General features: G+C 73.9%; 16 protein-coding genes. 11 read left to right on the top strand and 5 right to left on the bottom strand.

Features of this window, described 5'->3' with window-relative positions; translation table 11 throughout:
* The 5 genes from QJS33_RS05920 to QJS33_RS05900 all read left to right on the top strand — a co-directional run.
* Window positions 1–435 (top strand): ATP-binding protein (locus QJS33_RS05920; protein WP_306366830.1); only part of this gene is annotated, 435 nt, incomplete at its 5' end.
* A gap of 95 nt (window positions 436–530) precedes the next feature.
* Window positions 531–842, top strand: a complete 312-nt coding sequence (locus QJS33_RS05915; protein WP_306366829.1) for a hypothetical protein — start codon at window positions 531–533, stop codon at window positions 840–842.
* A 211-nt stretch (window positions 843–1053) separates the two neighbouring features.
* Entirely contained in the window at window positions 1054–1209 is a 156-nt protein-coding gene (locus tag QJS33_RS05910; RefSeq protein ID WP_306366828.1) for a hypothetical protein, read from the top strand.
* A 111-nt stretch (window positions 1210–1320) separates the two neighbouring features.
* Window positions 1321–4332, top strand: coding sequence for an AAA family ATPase (locus tag QJS33_RS05905; RefSeq protein ID WP_306366827.1), 3012 nt, complete (start codon window positions 1321–1323; stop codon window positions 4330–4332).
* 641 nt (window positions 4333–4973) lie between these two features.
* Window positions 4974–5111, top strand: a complete 138-nt coding sequence (locus QJS33_RS05900) for a hypothetical protein (protein ID WP_306366826.1) — start codon at window positions 4974–4976, stop codon at window positions 5109–5111.
* A 49-nt stretch (window positions 5112–5160) separates the two neighbouring features.
* Here the strand turns inward: QJS33_RS05900 and QJS33_RS05895 are convergent, their stop codons facing one another.
* The gene (locus QJS33_RS05895; RefSeq protein WP_306366825.1) at window positions 5161–6969 is read right to left on the bottom strand and encodes an NAD+ synthase; all 1809 of its coding nucleotides are present in this window, start codon (window positions 6967–6969) and stop codon (window positions 5161–5163) included.
* Between the two features lie 211 nt (window positions 6970–7180).
* Here QJS33_RS05895 and QJS33_RS05890 point away from each other — a divergent pair, with 211 nt between their 5' ends.
* Complete coding sequence (locus QJS33_RS05890; protein WP_306366824.1) at window positions 7181–8542, top strand: glutamine synthetase family protein; 1362 nt, start codon at window positions 7181–7183, stop codon at window positions 8540–8542.
* Between the two features lie 608 nt (window positions 8543–9150).
* Here QJS33_RS05890 and QJS33_RS05885 read toward each other — a convergent pair.
* The gene (locus QJS33_RS05885) at window positions 9151–9609 is read right to left on the bottom strand and encodes a hypothetical protein (RefSeq protein ID WP_306366823.1); all 459 of its coding nucleotides are present in this window, start codon (window positions 9607–9609) and stop codon (window positions 9151–9153) included.
* Between the two features lie 354 nt (window positions 9610–9963).
* On the opposite strand from QJS33_RS05885, the gene QJS33_RS05880 reads away from it, so the two are divergent.
* The 3 genes from QJS33_RS05880 to QJS33_RS05870 are packed head-to-tail and all read left to right on the top strand — an operon-like array spanning window position 9964 to window position 11530.
* A complete protein-coding gene (locus QJS33_RS05880) occupies window positions 9964–10287 on the top strand; it encodes a winged helix-turn-helix domain-containing protein (RefSeq protein ID WP_306366822.1) in 324 nt (107 codons plus the stop codon).
* Window positions 10287–10547 (top strand): hypothetical protein, encoded by a 261-nt coding sequence (locus QJS33_RS05875; protein ID WP_306366821.1) that lies wholly within the window; start codon window positions 10287–10289, stop codon window positions 10545–10547. The genes QJS33_RS05880 and QJS33_RS05875 overlap by 1 nt, the downstream gene beginning before the upstream one ends.
* A gap of 14 nt (window positions 10548–10561) precedes the next feature.
* Window positions 10562–11530, top strand: a complete 969-nt coding sequence (locus tag QJS33_RS05870; protein ID WP_306366820.1) for an NAD(P)-dependent alcohol dehydrogenase — start codon at window positions 10562–10564, stop codon at window positions 11528–11530.
* On the opposite strand, the gene QJS33_RS05865 is transcribed toward QJS33_RS05870, so the two are convergent.
* The 3 genes from QJS33_RS05865 to QJS33_RS05855 all read right to left on the bottom strand — a co-directional run bounded on the left by QJS33_RS05865 (window position 11511) and on the right by QJS33_RS05855 (window position 19096).
* The gene (locus QJS33_RS05865) at window positions 11511–14351 is read right to left on the bottom strand and encodes a helix-turn-helix transcriptional regulator (protein ID WP_306366819.1); all 2841 of its coding nucleotides are present in this window, start codon (window positions 14349–14351) and stop codon (window positions 11511–11513) included. The genes QJS33_RS05870 and QJS33_RS05865 overlap by 20 nt on opposite strands.
* A gap of 69 nt (window positions 14352–14420) precedes the next feature.
* The gene (locus QJS33_RS05860; RefSeq protein ID WP_306366817.1) at window positions 14421–17294 is read right to left on the bottom strand and encodes a helix-turn-helix transcriptional regulator; all 2874 of its coding nucleotides are present in this window, start codon (window positions 17292–17294) and stop codon (window positions 14421–14423) included.
* A gap of 194 nt (window positions 17295–17488) precedes the next feature.
* Entirely contained in the window at window positions 17489–19096 is a 1608-nt protein-coding gene (locus QJS33_RS05855) for an MFS transporter (protein ID WP_306366815.1), read from the bottom strand.
* Window positions 19097–19511: 415 nt separating this feature from the next.
* Here QJS33_RS05855 and panB point away from each other — a divergent pair, with 415 nt between their 5' ends.
* Both panB and QJS33_RS05845 read left to right on the top strand, forming a co-directional pair.
* Window positions 19512–20357 carry a 3-methyl-2-oxobutanoate hydroxymethyltransferase gene (gene panB, locus QJS33_RS05850; protein ID WP_306366814.1) on the top strand — a complete coding sequence of 282 codons (846 nt, stop codon included), beginning with the start codon at window positions 19512–19514 and terminating at the stop codon, window positions 20355–20357.
* 449 nt (window positions 20358–20806) lie between these two features.
* The gene (locus QJS33_RS05845; RefSeq protein ID WP_306366813.1) at window positions 20807–21847 is read left to right on the top strand and encodes an LLM class F420-dependent oxidoreductase; all 1041 of its coding nucleotides are present in this window, start codon (window positions 20807–20809) and stop codon (window positions 21845–21847) included.
* Window positions 21848–21896: the final 49 nt, after the last annotated feature.

Below are 21896 nucleotides of genomic sequence, written 5' to 3'. Positions count from 1 at the left end.
GCGCCCCCGCCCCTGCGCCCGGGTACCGCCCCGGTGCTCGTCGGCCGGGCCGCCCCGCTGGCGGCGCTCACCGGGCACGCCGACCGCTGCCGCGCCGAGCGATCCGGGGCGCTGCTGTTGGGCGGGGACGCCGGAATCGGCAGGTCCCGGCTGGTCGCGGAGTTCTCCCGGACACGGGCACCGGGGAGCGTGCTCATCGGCGGGTGCCTGGAACCGGGCGTGGACGGCCTGGCCTACGCCCCCTTCGCCACAGCCCTGCGCCGACTCCTGCGCGAACGCGGACCGGAGCCCTTCACCTCCGGGGAGGGGGCGGGCGAACTCGCCCGCCTGCTCCCCGAGCCGGTCCCGGTCCCCGACGGCGGGCACCGGGACCGGGGCCTGCTGTTCGGGCCGGTCCTGCACCTGCTGCGGACCACCGCGGGCGGGACGGCCTGACCCTGGTCCTGGAGGACCTGCACTGGGCCGACGGCGCCACCCGCGACCTGCTCGTCCACCTCGTCCACCTCGTCCGCAGCCTCGACCTGCCCGGGGTGCAGATCATCGCCACCTACCGCAGCGACGACCTGCACCGCACCCACCCGCTGCGCCGCCTGCTGGAGCGGTGGGAACGGGTGCCCGGTGTCGCCGCGCTCCTGGGCGGGCGCGAACACCCCGCCGTGCCGGCCGAGGCGGCCCTGGCCGCCCTCCGGGCGGGGCACCCCCGCACGGCCTGGGAACTGTGCGACGAGGCCCTGGCCGAACTCCCGGACGAACCCGTGGACGACGCCGACCGGGCGCTGCGGGCGATGGCGCTGCGCTGCCGGGACCATGCCCGCGATGGCCGCGATCCGGGCCCGGTCTGAGCCCGGGTCTCAGACCGGGCCCGGGATCTCTTAGGCCGGGGCCGCCCGATACCCGGTCCGGGCCCCGATGTCTTAGCCGGACCCCCGGGAGACCACCCGTGGCGACCGCGAGAACAGGGTGTTCTCCCGATGCGGGGGCGGTGTTCTCAGCGAGATCGTGGAGTCGTCGGTGAGGGACACCGGCACGACACACCGCTTCGAGGAGCACCGTATGAACCCCGAACTGCTCAACGCCACCGCCCGCGCCATGGTCGAGGAGCGCCTGCGCTCCGCGCGGCTGCGCCAGGAGCTCCGGGCGCAGCGCGCCGAGGCGCGCCGCCGCGAGCGGGCCGAGCGCAAGGCCGAGCGCTTCGGCCGGGCCGCCTGACCAGGCGGCCCGGCCGGGTCCCGGCCGGGGCCCGGCCCACGGGCGCAGGCCCCGCCGTCACGACCGGAAATCCCCTTCGAACCGTCACCCGAGGTCGGCATAATGAGCGGTATGCCCCTTCTTGCCGACAACGGCCCCGTGTTCATCGGCCGCGCGGCCGAACTCGGCGCCCTGCACGACCACGCCCACCGCACCCGGACCGCCGGCCCCGGCATGATCCTCCTGGGCGGCGACGCGGGAGTCGGCAAGAGCCGCCTCATCAGCGAATTCGCCGCCGCCCTGCCCCCGTGCGCGGTGTACGTCGGCGCCTGTCTGCAACTGGGCGGCGACGGCCTCTCCTACGCCCCCTTCACCGCGATCCTGCGTCGGCTCCTGCGCGAGCGCGGCCCCGAGCTGTTCACGGCGGCCGCCCCCGGCGGCACCGGCGAACTCGCCCGCCTCCTTCCCGAGCTGGGCGAACTCTCCACCGGCCGCCCCGAGAACCGGGGCGCCTTCCACGAGCCCGAGAACCGCGGCATACTCTTCGAGCAGGTACTGCGCCTGCTCAACCACAGCGCCGGGGACGAGGGCGTGACCTTCGTCCTGGAAGACCTGCACTGGGCCGACAGCGCCAGCCGCGACCTGCTCGTCTTCCTCATCCGCAACCTCGAACTGCCCGGCGTGCAGATCATCGCCACCTACCGCAGCGACGACCTGCACCGCACCCACCCGCTGCGCCGCCTACTGCCCGAACTCGAACGCGTCCCGGGCGTGGAATCCCTGCGGCTGGCCCCGCTCACCCTCGCCGAGACCGGCGAGCACGCCGCCGCCCTGCGCGGCGGCCGCCCGCTGCCCCCGCACGAGCTCGACGAGCTCTACCGCCGCACCGAGGGCGTCCCCCTGTTCGTGGAGTCCCTGGCCGACGCCCCCGCCGGGCACGGAGACGTCCCCGACCGGTTCCGCGACCTGCTCCTGGAACCCCTCCAGGGCTTCGACGACACCGCCCGGTCCGTCCTGCGCACGGCCTCGGTCGGCGCCGTCTCCGGCGGCATCGACCACGAGGTGCTGCGCCAGGCCGTCGGCCTGCCCGACACCGACCTCGAAACCGCCCTGCACGCCCTGGTCGACGCCAACGTCCTCAAGGTCGACGGCGAGGGCTACCGCTTCCGCCACGCCCTGCTGCGCGACGCCGTGCACGGCGAGCTCCTGCCCGGCCCGCACACCCGCCTGCACCTGCGCTTCGCCCTGCTCATCGACGAGCGGCCCGACCTGTTCCCCTACGAGCGGCGCGCCGCCGAGGAGGCCCACCACTACATGGCCGCCCGCGAGCTGCCGCGGGCCCTACAGGCCGCCTGGTGGGCCGCCGTCCGCGCCGGGGACACCCTCGCCTCCAGCGAGGAACTCGACATGCTGGAGCGGGTCCTGTCCCTGTGGGACCAGGTGCCCGACGCCCAGGACCGCGTTCAGAACCACGGCTGGGCCGAGGTCGTCTCCCGCGCCGCCGGGGCCGCCGTGGACGCCGGGCGCGGCCGCCGCGCCCTTGAACTCGCCGACGCGGCCCTGGCCACCCTCCCCGAGGACCCCGCCGACGACCACACCCGCGCCGTCAAGGCCACCCTGCTGCGCCGCCGCGGCCTGGCCCGCTCACTGAGCACCTGCGGCAGCGGCATCACCGACCTGGTCGCGGCCCTGGACCTGCACCCGCCCCACATGCCGGGTTACGCCTCCCTGCTGTCCGTCCTGGCCCGTGAGAGCCTGCGCCACCGCGCCGACCGCCTCGTCCCACCCGACCAGGAGCGGCTGCGCGACCTGCGCGAGACCGGGCACTCGGCGCGCGAACTCGCCGAGAAGGCCATCGCCCTGGCCGAGACCTCCGACCCCACCGACCGGTGCGCGGCCGCCGACGCCCGCATCACCCTGGGCAGCCTCCACATCGGCGACGGCGACCTGGAGCGCGGCCGCCCGCTCATCGAAGAGGCCATGAAGATCGCCGCCGAGGTCTCCGAGCCCTCGCTGGAGGCGCGCGGTGCCGGGAACCTCGGGCACTTCCTGCGCGAGCTGGGCCGCCACGAGGAGGGGCTGCGGGTGCTGGAGGAGTCCCTGGCCCGCCACGAACAGATGGGCTGGGCGTCCGTCCACAAGACGTTCAACCACCAGAACCGCGCCGAGATCCACTTCGAGCTCGGCGACCTGGCCCAGGCCCGCGAGATCTGCGAGATGATCCTGCGCACCCGCGGACCCGTCAAGGACCGCTCCTACGTGGACGCGGTCCTGGCCCGCAGTGCCGCCGCCATGGGCGACCTGGACACCGCGCGCGCGGTCTCGCGCTGGTCGCCGGGCGACCGGATCCCCGACGCCGCCCGCATGAACATCATCCAGATGGACCTGTTGGCCAAGCTGGAGACGGGGCTGGCCGAGGGCTCGGCGGACGCCGTCCTGGCCCTGTCCGAGCAGGCCCTGGAGCAGTTGGAGCTGGAGGCCTCCCGCGGCTACACCTGGCCGCTGGTCGACGTGATGGCCGAGGCCGCCGCGCGGGCGGCCGAGGCGGGAACCGGTGGGGGCGACCGGGCCCGCCGCGTCATGGCCATGGTCGTGAAGGTCACCCGGGCCATGGCCGCCACCGGCACCCCGCAGCGCGCCCACCGCGCCCGGGTCCTGGCCTACGCCGCCGAACTCGACGGCACCGACCCCGCCGCCCGCCTCGACCTGTGGGCGCGGGCGGTGACCGCCTGGGAGGACACCCCCATGCCCCTCCACCTGGCCGCCGCCCGGCTGCGCACCGCCCGCGCCGCCGTGGCGGCCGGGGAACGCGACCGGGCCCGGGAACTGGTGCGCGCCGCCCACGAGGCAGCCGACCGGCACGGGGCCGCACCGCTGGCCGCCTCCGCCACCGACCTGGCCCGCCGGATCGGTGTCGGCCTCACCGGCACGGGGCCCGCTCCGGCCGCGCCCGCCGGGCTGACCGCCCGCGAGCTGGAGGTCGCCCGGCTGCTCGCCGTGGGGAGCACCAACGCCCGCATCGCCGAGGAGCTGTTCATCTCCGCCAAGACGGCCAGCGTCCACGTGTCCAACATCCTCGCCAAGCTGGGCGTGCCCAACCGCGCCACCGCCGGCGCCCGGCTACGGGAGCTCGGCCTGGGATAGCCCCCGGAGGGTCGGCATCGGGTGGCGGGGAGACCGCGACGCCAAGCGCTTCTCCCACGGACGAGGTACCCCCGTGCCCTCCGCTCCCCCATCCGCCCGACGTGTCCGCATCCGGACGGCCATGGCCGTGTCCGCGGCCGCACTCCTGCTCGGGGCCGGTGCCCTCATCCTGGGCTCCGGCCCGGGAACCGGGCCCGCCGCCCCGGCTTCCCCCGCGCAGAGCGCCACCTCGGCCGACCTGCTCGCCTACCGGGGACCGGAGCAGGCGAGCCGGTTCGACCTCGGCCCGGGACCGGACACACTCCCCGACGACCCCTGTACCGCTCTGCCGGAGGAGACCCTGGCCGGACCGGGCCACACCGCGGCCTCCGGCGTCCCCGGCGACGGCGGTTGCTCCTGGAGCACCCAGAGCCCGGACGGTGGCCTGCACAACCTGTCCGTGACCTACCCCCCTGGGAGGACGCCGACCGGGCACGGCGCCGCTTCGACGAGGAGTTCGCCCACGTCCGCGGCGGCGAGGACGGCGTCCACTGGGGCCAGAGCTCCGACGCCGGTGAGCAGAGCCGCCTGGCCCTGGCCGCACGGGACGGCTCCTTCCCGGCGATTCCCTCCCGGCGATCCTGCCGGCCCATCAGGGAGAGGTGTACATCACCGTGGTGCGCACCTTCACGCGCGGCCCCGAGGGCGGGGACGGTGCGGACCGCAGCGTCGAGGTGCGGCTCATGGGCGAACCGGGCCGCCAGGCCCTGGGCCGCCAGGCCCTGGGCCGGCTGGACTGACCGGCCCTCCCCTCCCCGGGGAGGGGAGGGGAAGGGAGGGAGAGAGGGATCAGACCGTCCAGCGGTTGGTGATCGGCAGCCGACGGTCCCGGCCCAGGTTGCGGGCGCTGATCTTGGTGCCCGGCGCCGACTGGCGGCGCTTGTACTCGGCCCGGTCCACCAACCGGATCACCCGCCGCACCAGCTCCGGGTCGTACCCGGCGAAGATCAACTCCGCCTCGCCCTTGTCGGTGCCGATGTAGGCGTCCAGCACCGAGTCCAGCAGCGCGTAGTCGGGCAGCGAGTCGGTGTCGAGCTGGTCCGGGCGCAGCTCCGCGCTGGGCGGCTTCTCGATCGAGTTCTCCGGGATCGGCGGGACCGCGCCCTCCCGGACCGCCTCGGCGTTGCGCCACCGGGACAGCTCCCACACCAGTGTCTTCCAGCAGTCCTTGATGGGCGCGAACCCGCCCACCGAGTCGCCGTACAGGGTCGAGTACCCGGTGGCCGCCTCGCTCTTGTTGCCGGTGGCCAGCACCAGGTGGCCCTCCTGGTTGGACAGCGCCATCACCACGGTGCCGCGCACCCGCGCCTGGAGGTTCTCCGCCGACAACCCGTCCAGCGCCGCACCCGCCTTGGCGGTGGCGGCCTCGAATGCCTCCACCACCGGGGCGATCGCGATCGTGCGGGCCGCGAAGCCCTGGCGGCGGGCCAGCTCCTCGGCGTCGGTGATCGAATGGCCGCTGGAGTACTCGCTGGGCAGCAGCACCCCGTGCACGCGGTCGGCGCCGACGGCGTCCACCGCGATGGTGGCGGTGAGCGCGGAGTCGATACCGCCGGAGATCGCCACCAGGACGGAGGCGAAACCGTTCTTGGTGACGTAGTCGCGCAGACCCGTGACCAGGGCGCGGTAGACCTCGCCCACGTCGGAGAGGGGGTCGGGGCGCGGGGTGACCACGTTCTCGTCCGGGGTGTACGGCTCCACGGGGGCGGTCGACACGGTGCGGCGGACGATGGTCAGGCCGTCCACGACCTCGTCGGTGTGCGGGACGGCGTCGGTGCGGGGGCCCGTTCCGGGGTTCCTTCCGGCGTCGTCACCCGCGGGCAGGTCCAGGTCGGCCACCAGCAGCGCTTCGGTGAACTGGGGGGCGCGGGCCACCAGCTCGCCCTCGGCGTCCACCACCAGCGAGTCGCCCTCGAAGACCAGCTCGTCCTGGCCGCCCACCATGTTCACGTACGCCAGCGCCGCACCGACCTCCCGGGCGCGCCGCTGACACAGCTCCAGGCGTACGTCGTCCTTGTGCCGCTCGTACGGGGACCCGTTGAGCGACAGCAGCAGGCCCACCCCGGCCGCGCGGGCCGCCGTGACCGGGCCGCCCTCCTGCCACAGGTCCTCGCACACCGCGATGCCCACGTCCACACCGCGCACCCGCACCACCGGGAAGGTGTCGCCCGGCACGAAGTTGCGGAACTCGTCGAACACCCCGTAGTTCGGCAGGTGGTGCTTGGCGGAGGTGACCACCACCGCCCCCTCGTGCAGGACCGCCACCGCGTTCTGCGGGGCCCCCGCGGGCTGGCCGTACCGGGCCCCCGGCCCCTCCCGGCGCGACAGGAAGCCCACCACCGCCGGCAGGTCCCCCAGCCCCTGCGCCGCCAGCTCCGCGGCCAGGCGGTGCAGGGCCTTGATCGAGGCCGACACGAAGGAGTTGCGCAGGGCCAGGTCCTCCACCGGGTAACCGGTGACCACCATCTCCGGCAGGGCGAGCAGATGCGCCCCCCGGTCCCGGGCCTGCCGCGCGGAGTCCACGACGATCCTCAGATTGCCCTCCAGGTCACCGACCGTCGGGTTGACCTGGGCGAGTGCGATTCTCAGCTGTGCCACGACACGAGCCTAGCCGGAGGGTTCCCGGTCGCGCCCGAGCGGGTAGGCCCCGGGACACACCGCCACCGGCCATAATGCGAGGAAGAAGCGGGACAAGGGGACGAACCGGGCCGCCTACGCGGTGGGCGCGGAAATATCCCGGAAATATGCACACGGCAGACTGGGCCCGGGACACCCGACCAGGGCCGACCGTCATCGAGGAAGGTTGATCGTGAATCGACAGCAGGAATTCGTGCTCCGCACGTTGGAGGAGCGCGACATCCGGTTCGTACGGCTGTGGTTCACCGACGTGCTCGGGTACCTCAAGTCGGTCGCGGTGGCCCCCGCCGAACTCGAAGCGGCCTTCTCCGAGGGCATCGGGTTCGACGGCTCCGCCATCGAGGGCTTCGCCCGCGTGTACGAGGCCGACATGCTGGCCCAGCCCGACCCGGCCACGTTCCAGGTGCTGCCCTGGCGCAACGAACCGCACGGCACCGCGCGCATGTACTGCGACATCCTCATGCCCGACGGCTCGCCGTCCTCCGCCGACCCCCGGCACGTCCTCAAGCGCCAGCTCGGCAAGGCCTCCGACCTCGGGTTCACGTTCTACACGCACCCCGAGATCGAGTTCTACCTGCTCAAGAAGATGCCCGAGCTGGGCGAGCTGCCCGTGCCCAACGACTCCGGCGGCTACTTCGACCACACCCCGCACAACAGCGCGCACGACTTCCGGCGCAACGCCATCAACATGCTCGAAGCCATGGGCATCTCGGTGGAGTTCAGCCACCACGAGGGCGGGCCCGGCCAGCAGGAGATCGACCTGCGGTACGCGGACGCGCTGACCACCGCCGACAACATCATGACCTTCCGGCTCGTGATGAAGGAGGTGGCGATGGAGCAGGACGTGTACGCGACGTTCATGCCCAAGCCCTTCACCCAGTACCCGGGGTCGGGCATGCACACCCACCTGTCGCTGTTCGAGGGCGACCGCAACGCCTTCTACGAGCCCGGCGCCGAATACCAGCTGTCCAAGGTCGGGCGCGGGTTCATCGCAGGCCTGCTCCGGCACGCCGATGAGATCACCGCGGTCACCAACCAGTGGGTGAACTCCTACAAGCGGCTGTGGGACGACCCCGCCGCCTCGGCGGGGATGGGCGGCGAGGCGCCCGCGTACATCTGCTGGGGCCACAACAACCGGTCGGCGCTGGTGCGGGTGCCCATGTACAAGCCGGGCAAGTCCAACTCCAGCCGGATCGAGATCCGGTCCATGGACACGGCCTGCAACCCGTACCTGGCGTACGCGGTGATCCTGGCCGCGGGCCTGAAGGGCATCGAGGAGGGGTACGAGCTGCCCCCGGGCGCCGAGGACGACGTGTGGGCGCTCACCGACTCGGAGCGCCGTGCGCTGGGGATCCGGCCGCTGCCGCAGAGCCTGGACGAGGCGCTGCGCCTGATGGAGAACAGCGAGCTGGTCGCCGAGACGCTCGGGGAGCACGTGTTCGACTTCTTCCTGAGGAACAAGAAGGCGGAGTGGCACGACTACCGCCGCCAGGTGACGCCGTACGAGTTGCAGCGCTACCTGCCCACCCTGTAGGGCTTGCTTGTAGGGCTTGTAGGGCTTGTAGGGCTTGTAGGGCTTGCAGGGGCTGTGGAGCGGGGCGGGTGCCGAGGACGCTCCTTCCACAGCCCTCTGGGGCGGAGGTGGCGGTTCCTCCTCCCTTCACCCCCCTGGGGCGGGGAGGGCGGGCACGGCTGGGGTCACCCCGTCTGTGGTCGGGCTTTCAAGCGAGCGTGGAGCGCTCCTCTGTTCGCAGGCGGACCATTGCCTCCCTTTCCGGGCGGTGCGGGTGTGCACGCTCCGCGCGCACCCGGCTCCGGCAGTCACACCCCCACCACCCGGGACGTGCGCCCAACGATGCCCTCCACAAGCTGCCGGGCGCCGACTGCGGCCGGGGCCGGGCCCACGCGTAGCGCCCCGTCCGTTTCCAAGCGGCTGAGCTTTTGGAAACCTTCACCTCTGTCGCGAAGACCCCCTGGGGCCGGGCACCCCACTGGCGTGACAGGGCCGGGGTCGGGGTTTGCGAGCGGGTGGACAACCCCCCGGGGTGGAGGGCGGCGGTTCTCCCTCCGGGATGGGGCCGAGCACCCCGGGCGGGGGGACAACCCCCTGTAAGGGTTGGTGGTCGGGGGCTCCGGGTGGGGTCACCTGTGGTGGCGGGTGAGGAGGGCGGTGAGGGCGGCGCCGAGGAGGAAGACCAGGGCGAACGGGCCCAGGGTGATGAGCATCAGGCCCAGGCCGATGTTGGCACCGATGGCGGGGGCGGTCGCGATGGCCCACCACAGGCCCCCGAACAGGGCCACCGGCAGCAGGAGGAAGGACGTCAGTCCCCAGGCGAAGGCCGCCCGGCCCGCCCGCAGCTCGCGGATCACCAGCGCCCCGCCGGTCAGGGCGAGCAGCAGGCCGACGACCCCGATGACGGGCACGGACCACTCCGGCAGCGGAGGCGGTGTGATCGCGTAGTCGGCCTCGGACGGTGTGATCCCCCGGTTCCGCGCCTCCTCCGGGGACGTCCGGGCCGCCCACCACACGGCCAGCGCCGTGCCGACCAGTAGGAGGGCGGTGTACAGCGCGAACAGCGGGCGCGTCGGGGTCGTGTTCATGCCTTCGATCATCCCGCCGTCCGTCGGCCGGGCACATGAGTACCCGCACTCGTCCGCAGCAGGGACAGGGTGGGGAGCGGCAGCGCCCCGGTGGCGCCGATCGCGAACCGGGTGTCCGTCACCGCCGCGGGCCCGCCCACAGCGCGGTCAGGGCGGCGGCCACCGGCACGACCCCGGCCGTGTCCGGTCCGGGGACCGGGGGCGGCCTCCCCATCCCTCGCGCTGACACGTCGGAGCGGGCCGAGGGCGTGCCCGGGAACGCGGAGTCCGACGCTGGCACAGGGGTCTTGCGCCGACGGGGCGGACGGCCTTATCTTTCATGTGTAAGAACTTTCTTACATGTATAGGGAAGACATGACACAGCGCGAACCCACCGGTGACGAGCTCGTCGAACTGTTCGCCGCGCTCGCCAACCCGGTGCGCCTGCGGATCATCGCGACGCTCCGGGGCGGCCGCGACTACGTCAGCAACCTCGCGCGCGTCATCGGCGTCAGCCGCCCGCTGCTCCACATGCACCTACAGCGCCTCGAAGCGGCCGGGGTGGTCGTCGGCAGCCTGGAGCTGTCCGACGACGGCAAGGCCATGAAGTACTTCGAGCTCGCCGACCTGGACCTGCACCTCACCCCGGAACTGATCGCCACCGCGGCCGCGAGCCTCACCGGCAAGGAGAACAAGTAATGGACTGGCCCGTCGTGATCCTCATCCTCGGCCTGCTCACGATCGCCACCTTCGTCGGTATCGCGATCGAGGCCAGCCGGCAGGAATCCCGCAAGATCACCGTCGGCGCCGCCCGCGCCGACGAACTCCGGCGTTTGGTGGCCCGCTACGAGGAGCTGGCCGCCACCACCCTCGACGCCCAGCAGCGCACCGCCGCCGACGTCGCCGAGCTGCGCGCCCGCGCCGCCTCGATCGAGCAGATCCTCCGAACGGTGGAATGATGATGTCCGACCTGATGAGAGCAGTCGTACAGGGCACCTACGGCGAGGCCCGCGACGTCCTCGCGTTCGACCAGATCCCCGTGCCCGAACCCCGCGAGGGCGAGGTGCGCGTCCGGGTCCACGCCGCGGCGTTGAACGCCGCCGACGTGTACATCATGCGCGGCGAGCCCATCGCGGGCCGCCTCGCCTTCGGCCTCTCCCGGCCGCGGCAGCGGGTCCGGGGACGGGACCTCGCGGGCGTGGTCGACGCCGTCGGCCCGGGGGTCCGCGACCTCGGACCCGGCGACCGGGTGACCGCCGAGGCCGACGGCGCCCTGGCCGAGTACGCCTGTCTGAAGGAGTCCCTGCCGGTGCGCGTGCCCGACACCGTGTCGCTGCACGACGCCGCCGCCGTCCCGTTGGCCGGGGTGACCGCCCTCCAGGCGGTGCGCATCGGCGGAGTGGAGTCCGGTGACCGCGTGCTCGTCAACGGCGCGGCGGGCGGCGTGGGCTCCTTCGCCGTCCAGCTGGCCGTGGCCGCCGGAGCCGAGGTCACCGGGGTGTGCAGCGCCCGCAACGGCGGGTTCGTACGATCGCTCGGCGCCCGCGCCCTCGACTACGCGGCCGAGGACTTCACCCGCACCGGATCCTACGACGTCGTCATCGACCTGGTCGGGAACCGGACCCTGCGCGAGCTGCGCGGCGCGCTCACCCCCGACGGCACGCTGGTGCTGGCCTCGGGCAACGGAACGCCGGTGATGGGCCCGCTGTGGCGCAACGCCGCCGCGTCCCTGGCCTCGCCGTTCACCCGGCAGCGGCTGCGCTCGTTCCTGGCCCGGGCGAACCGGGAGGATCTCGGGGAACTGCTGGACCGCGTGGGCAAGGGCGACCTGCACGCCCGGGTCGAGCGCACCCACCCGTTCGAGGAGGCCGTCGACGCGCTCGCCCACGTCGCCGGGGGCCACGCCCGCGGCAAGGTCGTGGTCACCCTGCGGGAGGAGTGAGACCCAGTTCCCGGGCCCGCACCCCGGCCGCGTGGCGGTTGCCCACACCCAGCTTGCCCATGAGGTTGGACATGTGCACGCTCACCGTCTTGGCCGAGATGAACAGCTTCTCCCCGATCTCTGTGTTGGTGAGCCCCGCGGCCGCGTGCCTCAGCACCTCGGCCTCGCGGGGCGTCAGCCCCGCCGGAAGGCGCGGCTCCCCGGCCACCGGGCGCAGCGGTTCCACGTACCGCTCGCGCAGCGGGGCGTCGGTGTCCAGCAACCCCACACCCTCTTCCAGCTCACCGAACAGCGCCCGGGCCCGGGCGCCCTCCCCCGCCTCGGCGGCGGCCCGGCAGGTCTCCTCCAGCAGCAGGAACTCCTCGGAGTGGAGTCCCCTGCCGCGCACCATCCCCAATGCCCGTTCCCAGTGCTCCAGGGCCTCGGCGGGTTCGGCCGCCAGGCGCGCCCGCGCTTGGGAGCGCCGCAATTCCCCGTACGGAGTGGTCCACCACGACGACGGACGCAGGAACACCCCGGCCTGCCCGGCCAGCTCTCCCGCCTCCTCCACTCGCCCGGCCCGCCGCAGCGCGCGCACCAGTCCGGCCACCGGCCCCAGCCCGTTCAGCGACGACTGTGTCGGCTGTCCTCCTCGCTCCCGCGCGATCATCCGGTGCGCCGTCTCCAGCGCCGCCACCAGGTCCCCCTCCGCGGTCAGCACCCGCAGTCCCAGCTGGTCCACCGCCGCGTACAGGTGCGCGTCGGTGCCCCGGACCGCCGCGGCCGACCGTTCCCAGTGCTCCCGTGCCCCCGCGATGTCCCGCTGGGCCAACCGGATCTCGGCGAGCACGAACCGACGGGTCCCCTCGTCGAGGCGGCCCCCGGAGAACCCGACCAGCACCTCCTCGGCCTCGCGCATCCTCCCGAGGTCCAGGAGGGCTCCCGCCCTCTCCGTCTCGGGGACGGGCCCGCGGGTCCGGAGGACCCCCAGTTCCGCGCACCGGTCCAGGAGGTCCCGCTCCGCCTGTAGGCACTCGTGCCACTCCAACCGGTACAGGTGGTGGACCGCGATGTTGTTCCGGGCACGTAGTTCGGCGTCGACCATCCCCAGTTCCCGCGCCAGTCCCATCCCCTCGGTGAGCAGGGGAAGCGAGCCGTCCTCGCGCCCCACTTCCAGGGCGCTGCCCAGGGTGATGAGGGCCTCGGCCTCGCTGCGCCGGTCCCCCGCCGCTCGTGCCCGGTCCAGGACCTCCCGGGCGGCCCGCCCGGCCTCCACGTCCCGGCCCACGAGGTAGAGCAGCGCTGCCCTTGCGCCGCTGACCGCGATGTGGTCCGGATGCCCCTGCGGCAGCAGCGCGGACGCCTCGTCCAGTGCCTCCAGGCCCTCGTTCCGGCGGTGCAGCGCCTTGAGCGCCTGGGAGCGCAGCAGCAGGAAGCCGGCGCGGGCGACGGGGTCCGCCTCCGCCGCCGCGCCCTCCTCCGTGTAGCGCAGCGCCTCGTGGGAGGAGCCGCCGGTCTGCACGGCCGCCCGGGCCGCGTCCAGCAGCAGTCGGCCGCGAGTGACGCCCGGCGGGGCGGCCACGGACTCCGGGTCGGGCAGCAGTTCCCACAGCTCCAGCAGTCGCTTCACCGCGACCAGGTGCTCGGGGTGGGCGAACGCGTCCGCAGCGTGCCCGGCGGCCGCCCACAGGGCGGCGAAGGCGCGGGGGTGGTCGTGGACCGCGTCGGCGTGGTGGGCCAGGAGCAGCACCCGCTCAGGTTCGGCCAGGCCCGGCACCCCCGCCTCCAGAGCGGTCACGTACCGGCGGTGGCCGCGCACCCGCTGCCCCGGGAGCAGGTCCCCGCGCACCGCCTCGGCCAGCAGCGCGTGCCCGAACCCGTAGTCCTCCCCCGCCACGCGCAGCACCCGGGCGTCGACGGCGCGGCGGAGCACTCCGTCCAGGTCGTCCTCGGAGAGGTCGGCGGCCACCGCCTCCAGCAGCGCGTGGTGCACGCGGACCCCCGACAGCGCGGCCAGGCCCAGCACCGCGCGGTCGGTGTCGGGTAGGCGGTCGACGGCGCGCAGCAGCAGGTCGCGGGATGTGCCGGGGAGCCCGTCTTCGGGAGCGGACACCAGGGCCTCCACGAACAGGGGGTTGCCGCCGCTGCGCTCGCAGAGCAGGTCCAGGGTGCGGGGGTCGGGGCGGGCGCCACCGCGCAGGGCGGCCGCCTGGGCGGCGACCTCCTCGCGGTCGAAGGGCTCCAGGTCCAGCCGGGTGGCGCGGACCGGGCGCTCCAGGTCGGGCAGGAGGCGGCGCAGGGGATGGGTGCGGTGCAGGTCGTCGGTGCGGACGGTTGCCAGCAGGTGGACCGGGGCAGGGCCGAGGTTGCGCACCAGGAAGAGGAGGAGGTCGCGGGTGGAGGCGTCGGCCCAGTGCAGGTCCTCGATCACCAGGGACAGGCCGCCGGCGTCGGCGGCGGTGTCCTCCAGGTAGGACAGGACGGCCTCGAACAGCCGGGTGCGGTCCTCGTCGGGTGCGGCGGCGCCGAGTTCGGGGAGCAGCCGGGCGAGCGCCCCGGCCCGGGCCGGTGAGGGCGGGATCTCGCGGACCAGATGGCGCAGGGCGGCGGTGAAGGGGGCGAAGGCGACGGTGCCGCCGCTGGTCTCCAGGCAGGCGCCGACCGCCGTGCGGGGCAGGGGCGTGCGCCGCAGGTACTCGTCCAGCAGGCGGGTCTTGCCGACCCCGGCGTCCCCGAGGACCAAGGTGGTCCGCGCGTCCCCGCGGGCGGCGAGGTCCGTTTCGGCCAGCAGGTGTGCCAGGTCGGGTCCGCGTCCGATGAAGGCCGTGGGGGTGGGGGTCATGGCGCCAGTATGCCCGGGGGGTGGGACGACTCGACCTTTACGCCATAGATTACAAATCAGACATAAGGTTCAGGCGAGACCCAGCTCCCGGGCCTTCACCGCCGCCGCGTTGCGGTTGGTCACCCCGAGCTTGCCCATGAGGTTGGACATGTGCACGCTCGCCGTCTTGGCCGAGATGAACAGCTTCTCCCCGATCTCCCGGTTGGTCATCCCCCGGGCCACCAACCGCAGCACCTCCGCCTCCCGCTTCGTCAGCCCCGCCGGGGTCTCCCCCGTCGCCAGGGAGCGCGGCCGGGGCAGGCCGTGCGCGCGGCGGACGCGGTCGGCCAGTTCGGCGAACAGGGTCAGGCCGCTCTCCCGCGCGGCCGCCTCCACCTCGGCCAGACGGTCGGCGGCCAGGTCCGCCGATCCCGCCCGGGCCGCGGCGCGGGCGGCGGCCAGCAGCAGGTACATGCGGTGGAAGCGGTGCTCCCGCAGCTGCGGCAGCAGTCCCTCCAAAGTCCGCGAGGCTTCGGCCGCGTCCCCCGAGGCCTGGGCCCCGGCCTGGTCACGGACCAGACGGTCGACCGGGTGCCGCATGTCCTCGGGCAGCGCGGCGACGGCGGCGCGCAGCTCCGCGGTCAGGTCGGCCGTCTGCTCCCGCCACCCCGGTTCGTCGCGCATCATGTCCACCACCTCGACCACGTAGGCGAGGTTGCCCATGTACAGGTTGTCCAGATGGGGGTTCTCCGGGTCACCGCCGTCCAGGAACCCCCGGGCGATGTCGGCCGCCACGTCGAACCGTCCTTCGACGGCCGCGCGCATCATCTCCGTGAAGCGGACGGGTGTGTACTCCGACGGGGCGCTGCTCTGCTCGGGCAGCAGGCGGCGGAACTCCTCCATCGCGCGCTCCACTCCCGCGGTGTCCTGCCGGTAGAAGGCGAGCTGCTGGATCATCGTCCACGTCCGGGCCCGGACCAGCCGGTCGCCCGCGGCCGGGTCCAGCAGTCGCTCGCCCTCCTCCACCCGCAGTTGGTAGAAGCGACCCAGCCCCATGCTCAGGCGGAACGCCGGGCCCTGGGTGCGCACCAGTCCCAGTTCCTCGGTGCGGGCCAGCCCGCGCCGAGCGGTGTCGTAGGATTCCGCGATCCGCCCCGCCGCCGAGAGGACCCCGGAAAGGTTGATCCACCCCCGCAGCTCGGCCTGTACGTACCCGGTCCCGCGGGCCGCGGCGATGCCCTCATCGATCAGCCGCAGCGCCTCGTCGGGATCCTCCTGAGCGGTCAGGCTGCCCAGGGTGACGAGCGCGTCGGCCTCGCTGCCCCGGTCACCGGTCTCGCGGGCCGTGCGCAGCGCCTTCTCCGCGGAGTGCCGGGCCCGGGTGGGGTGGCCGCGCACCATGAACGTGGACGCCAGCAGCGCACTGGCCGCCGCCCCGTGGGGGTCGCCCCGGTCCATCACCACGAACGCGTCGGCCAGGTCCTCCAGCCCGCCGTCGCTGCCCAGTTCCTTGTAGGCGTAGGCGCGGGCGTAGCGCAGGCCCGCGATGAGCGCGCCGTTCGGCGGGGGTTGCCGGATGCCCGGGTCGTGGTAGCCGGTGACCCCCAACTCCTCCAGGCCCTCGGTGGCGTAGTCCACCGCGCGGCGCAGCGACCCGGCCAGCAGGCACACGGTGGCCGCCAGGCGCAGCACCTCGGCGCGGGGCTCGCCCACCCGCTCGGCGGCGTCGGGGACCAGGTCCCACAGTTCCAGCACGCGTTCGAGCAGGGCCAGCCGCTCGGGGTGGGCGGCCGCCTCGGCGGCGTGCCCGGCGGCGGCCCAGGCGGTGGACAGGGCCAGCGGCTGGTCGCCACCGGCGTACGCGTGGTGGGCCAGTTGCAGGGCGGTCTCGGCCTCCGTCAGCCCGGGCACCCCGCGCTGGAGGGCCTCGGCGTAGCGCCGGTGCACGCGGATGCGCTCCCCGGGCAGCAGGTCGGTGTAGACGGCCTCGGCGAGCAGGGCGTGCCGGAACACGTACCCGTCGGCGGTGGCGCGCAGCACCCGCGCGTCCACGGCCGAACGCAGGGCGGTGTCCAGGGCCTCCTCGCCGATCCCGGCCCGGCGGGCCACCGCCGACAGCAGGGTGTGGTCGATGCGGTCCCCGGAGGCGGCGATCAGCCCGACCGCCCGGCGGGCGTCGTCGGGCAGCCGGTCGACGGCGGCCGACAGCAGTTCGCGGGGGCCGTCGGGCAGCGGGCCGTCCGGCCCGTCCAGGAGCGCCTCCACGAACAGGGGGTTGCCGCCGCTGCGCTCGTGCAGCAGGTCGAGGTCGACGGGCGGGCGGCCGCCCAGGGCGGCGGCCTGGGCGGCGACCTCGTCGCGGCTGAACGGTTCGACGTCCAGGCGCGAGACCCGGGGCAGCCGTTCGATCTGGGGCAGCAGACGGCGCAGCGGGTGGGTGCGGTGCAGGTCGTCGGTGCGCACGGTGGCCACCAGGTGGACCGGGGCCTCCCCCAGGTTGCGCAGCAGGAACACCAGCAGGTCGCGGGTGGAGGCGTCGGCCCAGTGCAGGTCCTCCACGACCGCGAGGAGCCCGCCCGGGCGGGCGCGCTCCTCCAGGCGGGTCAGCACCGACTCGAACAGCCGCGCCCGGCCGGTGTCGTCGGCGCCCTGGACCGGGCCGGCCCCGGGGACCGGCACGGTGCCGCCGTCCCGGGGGTCGCGGGACAGGTCCCGCAGCAGGGCGGTGAAGGGCGCGAAGGGGATGCCGTCACCGCCGAGTTCGAGGCAGCCGCCGACGGCGGTGCGGCCCAGCGGTGTGCGGTCCCGGTACTCGTCGATGAGCCGGGTCTTGCCGATCCCGGCGTCGCCGCAGACCAGCACGGCCCGGGCGCCATCGGCCCGGACGCGGTGCGCGTCCTCGACCAGGGCGGTGAGCTGGCGGTCGCGGCCGATGAACACGGGGCGGGGGGAGTCATCCTGCATCCCGTCACAGTACGGCCTCCCGCAGCGGTACGGACGCACCGCACCCGGGGCCGGGGCCGGGGGCCTGGCGCCCGGGACGGTGTGCGGCCGCCTGTCGTCGGCGAGGGCGTGCCGGGGCGCCGTCCCGGCACGCGGCCGCGCCCCGTCCCCGGGGAAGGGCCGGATCTCAGGACGTGTCCGGCCCGGCCGGCGGATCAGCCCTGGCCGTCGCTCCCGGTCTCGGGCGCGGAGGTGCGGGGTTCGGCCGCGGTGCGGTGGGCCCCCGCCTCGCGCGGCATCCACACCAGCACCACGACCACCCCGGCGAGGCCGCAGCACAGCGACACCAGCGCCGCCGTGTGCAGCCCCGCCAGGAACGCCTCCTTGGCCGGGGCCAGCAGCACCCGCCCCGTCTCGCCCAGGCTGCGGGCCACCGCCAGGGTGGCCTCGATCGACTCGCCCGCCGCGTGCAGTCCCGGACCGCTCAGGTGCGCGGCGGCGCCCTCCTCGGTGGCGGCCACCTCCTCCAGGGTCGGGGTGATGCCCGCCCGGTAGCGGAAGGAGATCACCGCGCCCAGTACCGCGACGCCCATCGCGGTGGCCACCTGGCGGACGGTGTTCTGCATCGCCGAGGCCGCCCCCGCCTTGCCCGGCGGCACCGACGAGACGATCGCGTCGGTGGACGGGGTGAGGACCACCGCCATCGCGCTGGCCTGGGTGAAGAAGAAGATCAGGATGAGCCAGACCGGGGTGTCGGTGTCCAGCAGGGTGAAGAACGCCAGGCTGGCGCAGACGATGAGGATGCCGGTGGCGGCGACCGCGCGCGGCCCGAAGCGGTGGACCAGGTTCGGGCTGAGCGGGGCCAGGACCATCTGCCCGACGGCCGCCGGGAGCACCAGCAGCCCGGCGACGAACGGGGTGAACTCCCGCACGCTCTGCCAGTAGAAGCTCATGAAGAAGATGAGCCCGGACATGCTGAAGAACATCAGCATGATGGTGGCCATGGCGACGCTGAACCGCGGGTTCTTGAAGAACCGCACGTCCAGCGACGGGTTCGCGGTGCGCGACTCGTGGAACAGGAACAGCGCGACGACCGCCAGGCCGCCCAGCAGCGCGCCCCACACGTCGGGGTCGGCCAGGGAGGAGCGCTCGCCCGCGGTGATGATCCCGTAGATGAGCAGCACCAGGCCCGGGATGGACAGCAGCACCCCGAGCACGTCCAGGCGGCCGGGGGCCTCGTCCTTGGACTCCGGGACGAGGAAGTACATCAGCGCCAGGCCCAGCAGCACGAACGGCACGTTGACGAGGAAGATCGACCCCCACCAGAAGTTCTCCAGCAGCAGGCCGCCCGCCGACGGCCCGATCGCCATGGCCAGGCCCACCGACCCCGACCACAGGCCGATGGCGCGGCCGCGCTCCTCCGGCGGGAAGATGTTCGTGATGACCGACAGGGTCTGCGGCATCACCATGGCCGCGCCGAACCCCATCACGGCGCGGGCGGCGATGAGCTGTTCGGGGCTCTGGGAGTAGGCGGACAGCGCCGAGGCGGCGCCGAACACCACCAGGCCCGCGGTGATCATCCGCCGCCGCCCCCACCGGTCGCCCAGGACGCCGAAGGTGAACAGCAGGCCGGCGAAGACCAGGGTGTAGGAGTTGATCGCCCAGGCCAGCTCGGACTGGCTGGCGCCGACCCCGTGCTCGGGGTCGGAGAGGGTGCGCAGTGCGACGTTGAGGATGGTGTTGTCCGCGACGAGCACCAGCAGGCAGATGATGAGGACCGCCAGCCCGCCCCATCGCCGTCGATAAGCCGTCCCAGCGTCCACGCGAGCACCTTCATTCTCCACGAGCCGGTCCGCGCCCCGGGGCCGATACCCCGCCTGACCGGAATCGTCATGGTAGCGGCCGGAGTGGAGGGTTTCGCGACGGACTCCCGATGATCGGACGTGCCGACCGGGTCGCCGACCGTGACGCACGCCCGTCCGAGAGGTGGGGGTACGGGGGAAGTTCCCGGGTCCGGTTCCGGTTGTATCCCGAGGGGAGCGGACGCGCACGGCCGTGCGATGATGCACACACGGCACGCGGGCCGGACCCCTCCCACCGCCGACGGCGGACGGCCCGAGCCCGTTCGCCCCCGGCCCCCGGGGCCGCACATCCGTCGCGTTCGCGCGGCGCACATCTATTTCGTCCACACGTCCGGGGACACCCACGCGGTGCTTCGAGACAACGGAGGAAGACACCATGAGCACCACTGACAAGACCCCTTCCGCCCTCTACGGCGGGGTCACCAACCGGCGCGTCACCATCCGCGACCTGGCCGCCGCCAAGCGGCGCGGCGAGGCATGGCCGATGCTGACCGCCTATGACGCGCTCACCGCGCGGGTGTTCGACGAGGCGGGCATCCCCGTCCTCCTCGTCGGCGACTCGGCGGCCAACGTCGTGTACGGCTACGACACCACCGTCCCGATCTCCGTGGACGAGCTGGTGCCCCTGACCGCCGCGGTGTCCCGCTCCACCAAGCGGGCGCTGGTGGTGGCCGACCTGCCGTTCGGCTCCTACCAGGCCTCCCCCGAGCAGGCCCTGGCGACCGCCTCCCGGTTCATGAAGGAGGGCGGCGCCCAGGCCGTGAAGCTGGAGGGCGGCCACTCCGTCGCCCGGCAGGTGGAACTGCTGGTGTCGGCGGGCATCCCGGTGATGGCGCACCTGGGCCTGACCCCCCAGTCGGTGAACACGCTGGGCGGGTACCGGGTGCAGGGCCGCGGCGAGGCCGCCGCCGGGCTGCTCAAGGACGCCAAGGAGCTGGAGCGGGCGGGCGCGTTCGCGGTCGTGCTGGAGTGCGTGCCCAGCGACCTGGCCGCGCAGGTGACCGAGCAGCTGGACATCCCGACCATCGGCATCGGGGCGGGCAAGGCCACCGACGCCCAGGTGCTGGTGTGGCAGGACATGGCCGGGCTGAGCCCGCGGGTGGCCAAGTTCGTCAAGACCTACGCCAACCTGCACGAGACGCTGCGCGACGCGGCGTCGTCGTTCGCCGACGAGGTGGTCAACGGGGTCTTCCCCGACGCCGAGCACTCGTACGCGAGCTGATCCCTCCGGGGTCGCCTCCTCCACAGGACGCCGGCCGGGGCACCCGCTCCGGTCGGCGTCCGCCGTTCCGGGGCGGTCCGCCGCGCGTGCGCAGCGGATACGGGAACACGGCGGGGCCGCCCGGACGGGCGGCGGCCGAAGCGCACAGGACACCGTCGGCGGGTGGCGGAGGCTCAGGAGACGGATGCCGACCGGGGCACCCGCTCCGGTCGGCGTCCGCCGTTCCGGGGCGGTCCGCCGCGCGTGCGCGGCGGGTGCGGGAGCGCGCAGGACACCGGTGGCGGGTGGCAGGGGCTCGGGAGGCGGACCCCGTTCCGGGCGCGCGGTTCGGGGCGGGAGGGTGTTGGATTCATGTGAGGCGGGCCACGAACCGAACTGTACTCGGGAGTAGAGTCGCCTCATATCCCAGCACCTACGCGGGCCGGGGCACCCGGCCCTTGGGAGGACGCATGCGCATCTCGATGCCGCTCCAGTACTCGGGCGAGCCCAAGGCCGCGGTCGACCAGGTGGTCGAGCTCGAAAAGGCCGGACTGGACACCGTCTGGGTCGCCGAGGCGTACGGCTTCGACGCCGCCACCCTCATGGGCTACATCGCCGCCCGCACCGAGACCGTGAACATCGGCTCGGCGATCCTGCCCCTGTACACCCGGACCCCCACGCTCATCGCGATGACCGCCGCCGGGCTCGACGACCTGTCCGGCGGCCGGGCGATCCTCGGCCTGGGCGCCAGCGGACCGCAGGTCATCGAGGGCTTCCACGGCGTCCCCTACGTCAAGCCGCTGGCCCGCACCCGCGACACCATCGAGATCTGTCGCAAGGTGTGGAAGCGCGAGGAGCGCCTCACCCACGACGGCCCGGTGTTCCAGCTGCCGCTGCCCGCCGAGCGGGGCACCGGCCTGGGCAAGCCGCTCAAGATCATCAACCACCCCGTGCGCTCCGAGATCCCGATCTACGTGGCGTCCCTGGGCATCAAGAACGTGGAGATGACCGCCGAGATCGCCGACGGCTGGCTCCCCCACCTGTTCATTCCCGAGAAGGCCGACACCGTGTGGGGCGGGGCGCTGGCCGCCGGCCGGGAGAAGCGCGACCCGTCGCTGGGCGGGCTGGAGATCGCCGCGGGCGGTCTGCTCGCCATCGGCGAGGGCGAGGACACCAAGAAGCTGCTCGACTTCGTGCGGCCGATGATCGCCCTGTACGTCGGCGGCATGGGCGCCAAGGGCAAGAACTTCTACAACACCGTCGCCCGCCGCTACGGCTACGAGGAGGCGGCCGAGAAGATCCAGGACCTGTACCTGGACGGGAAGAAGGACGAGGCGGCCGCCGCCGTCCCGGAGGAGTTCGTGGAACTCACCAACATGGTCGGCCCCGAGTCGTACGTGCGCGAACGCGTGGAGGCGTTCCGCGCCGCCGGGGTCACCAGCCTCAACGTCATCCCGGTGGGCGACGACCCCGCCGCCCTCATCGAGAAGGTCAAGGGCTGGGTGTCGTAGCCCCGCCGGGCACGGTGCGGGGCCGGGGGGCGTTCCCCGGCCCCGCCGC

This window comes from Nocardiopsis sp. CC223A, assembly GCF_030766825.1.
Taxonomy (GTDB): Bacteria; Actinomycetota; Actinomycetes; order Streptosporangiales; family Streptosporangiaceae; genus Nocardiopsis.
This window is presented reverse-complemented; position numbering and strand designations above follow the sequence as displayed.

Bases quoted from the DNA above. Each gene is read 5' to 3' on its own strand.
- QJS33_RS05910 (WP_306366828.1), top strand. From the start codon at position 1,054: ATGAACCCCGAACTGCTCAACGCCACCGCCCGCGCCATGGTCGAGGAG.
- QJS33_RS05905 (WP_306366827.1), top strand. From the start codon at position 1,321: ATGCCCCTTCTTGCCGACAACGGCCCCGTGTTCATCGGCCGCGCGGCC.
- QJS33_RS05885 (WP_306366823.1), bottom strand. From the start codon at position 9,609: ATGAACACGACCCCGACGCGCCCGCTGTTCGCGCTGTACACCGCCCTC.
- QJS33_RS05880 (WP_306366822.1), top strand. From the start codon at position 9,964: ATGACACAGCGCGAACCCACCGGTGACGAGCTCGTCGAACTGTTCGCC.
- QJS33_RS05875 (WP_306366821.1), top strand. From the start codon at position 10,287: ATGGACTGGCCCGTCGTGATCCTCATCCTCGGCCTGCTCACGATCGCC.
- QJS33_RS05870 (WP_306366820.1), top strand. From the start codon at position 10,562: ATGAGAGCAGTCGTACAGGGCACCTACGGCGAGGCCCGCGACGTCCTC.
- QJS33_RS05865 (WP_306366819.1), bottom strand. From the start codon at position 14,351: ATGACCCCCACCCCCACGGCCTTCATCGGACGCGGACCCGACCTGGCA.
- QJS33_RS05860 (WP_306366817.1), bottom strand. From the start codon at position 17,294: ATGCAGGATGACTCCCCCCGCCCCGTGTTCATCGGCCGCGACCGCCAG.
- panB (WP_306366814.1), top strand. From the start codon at position 19,512: ATGAGCACCACTGACAAGACCCCTTCCGCCCTCTACGGCGGGGTCACC.
- QJS33_RS05845 (WP_306366813.1), top strand. From the start codon at position 20,807: ATGCGCATCTCGATGCCGCTCCAGTACTCGGGCGAGCCCAAGGCCGCG.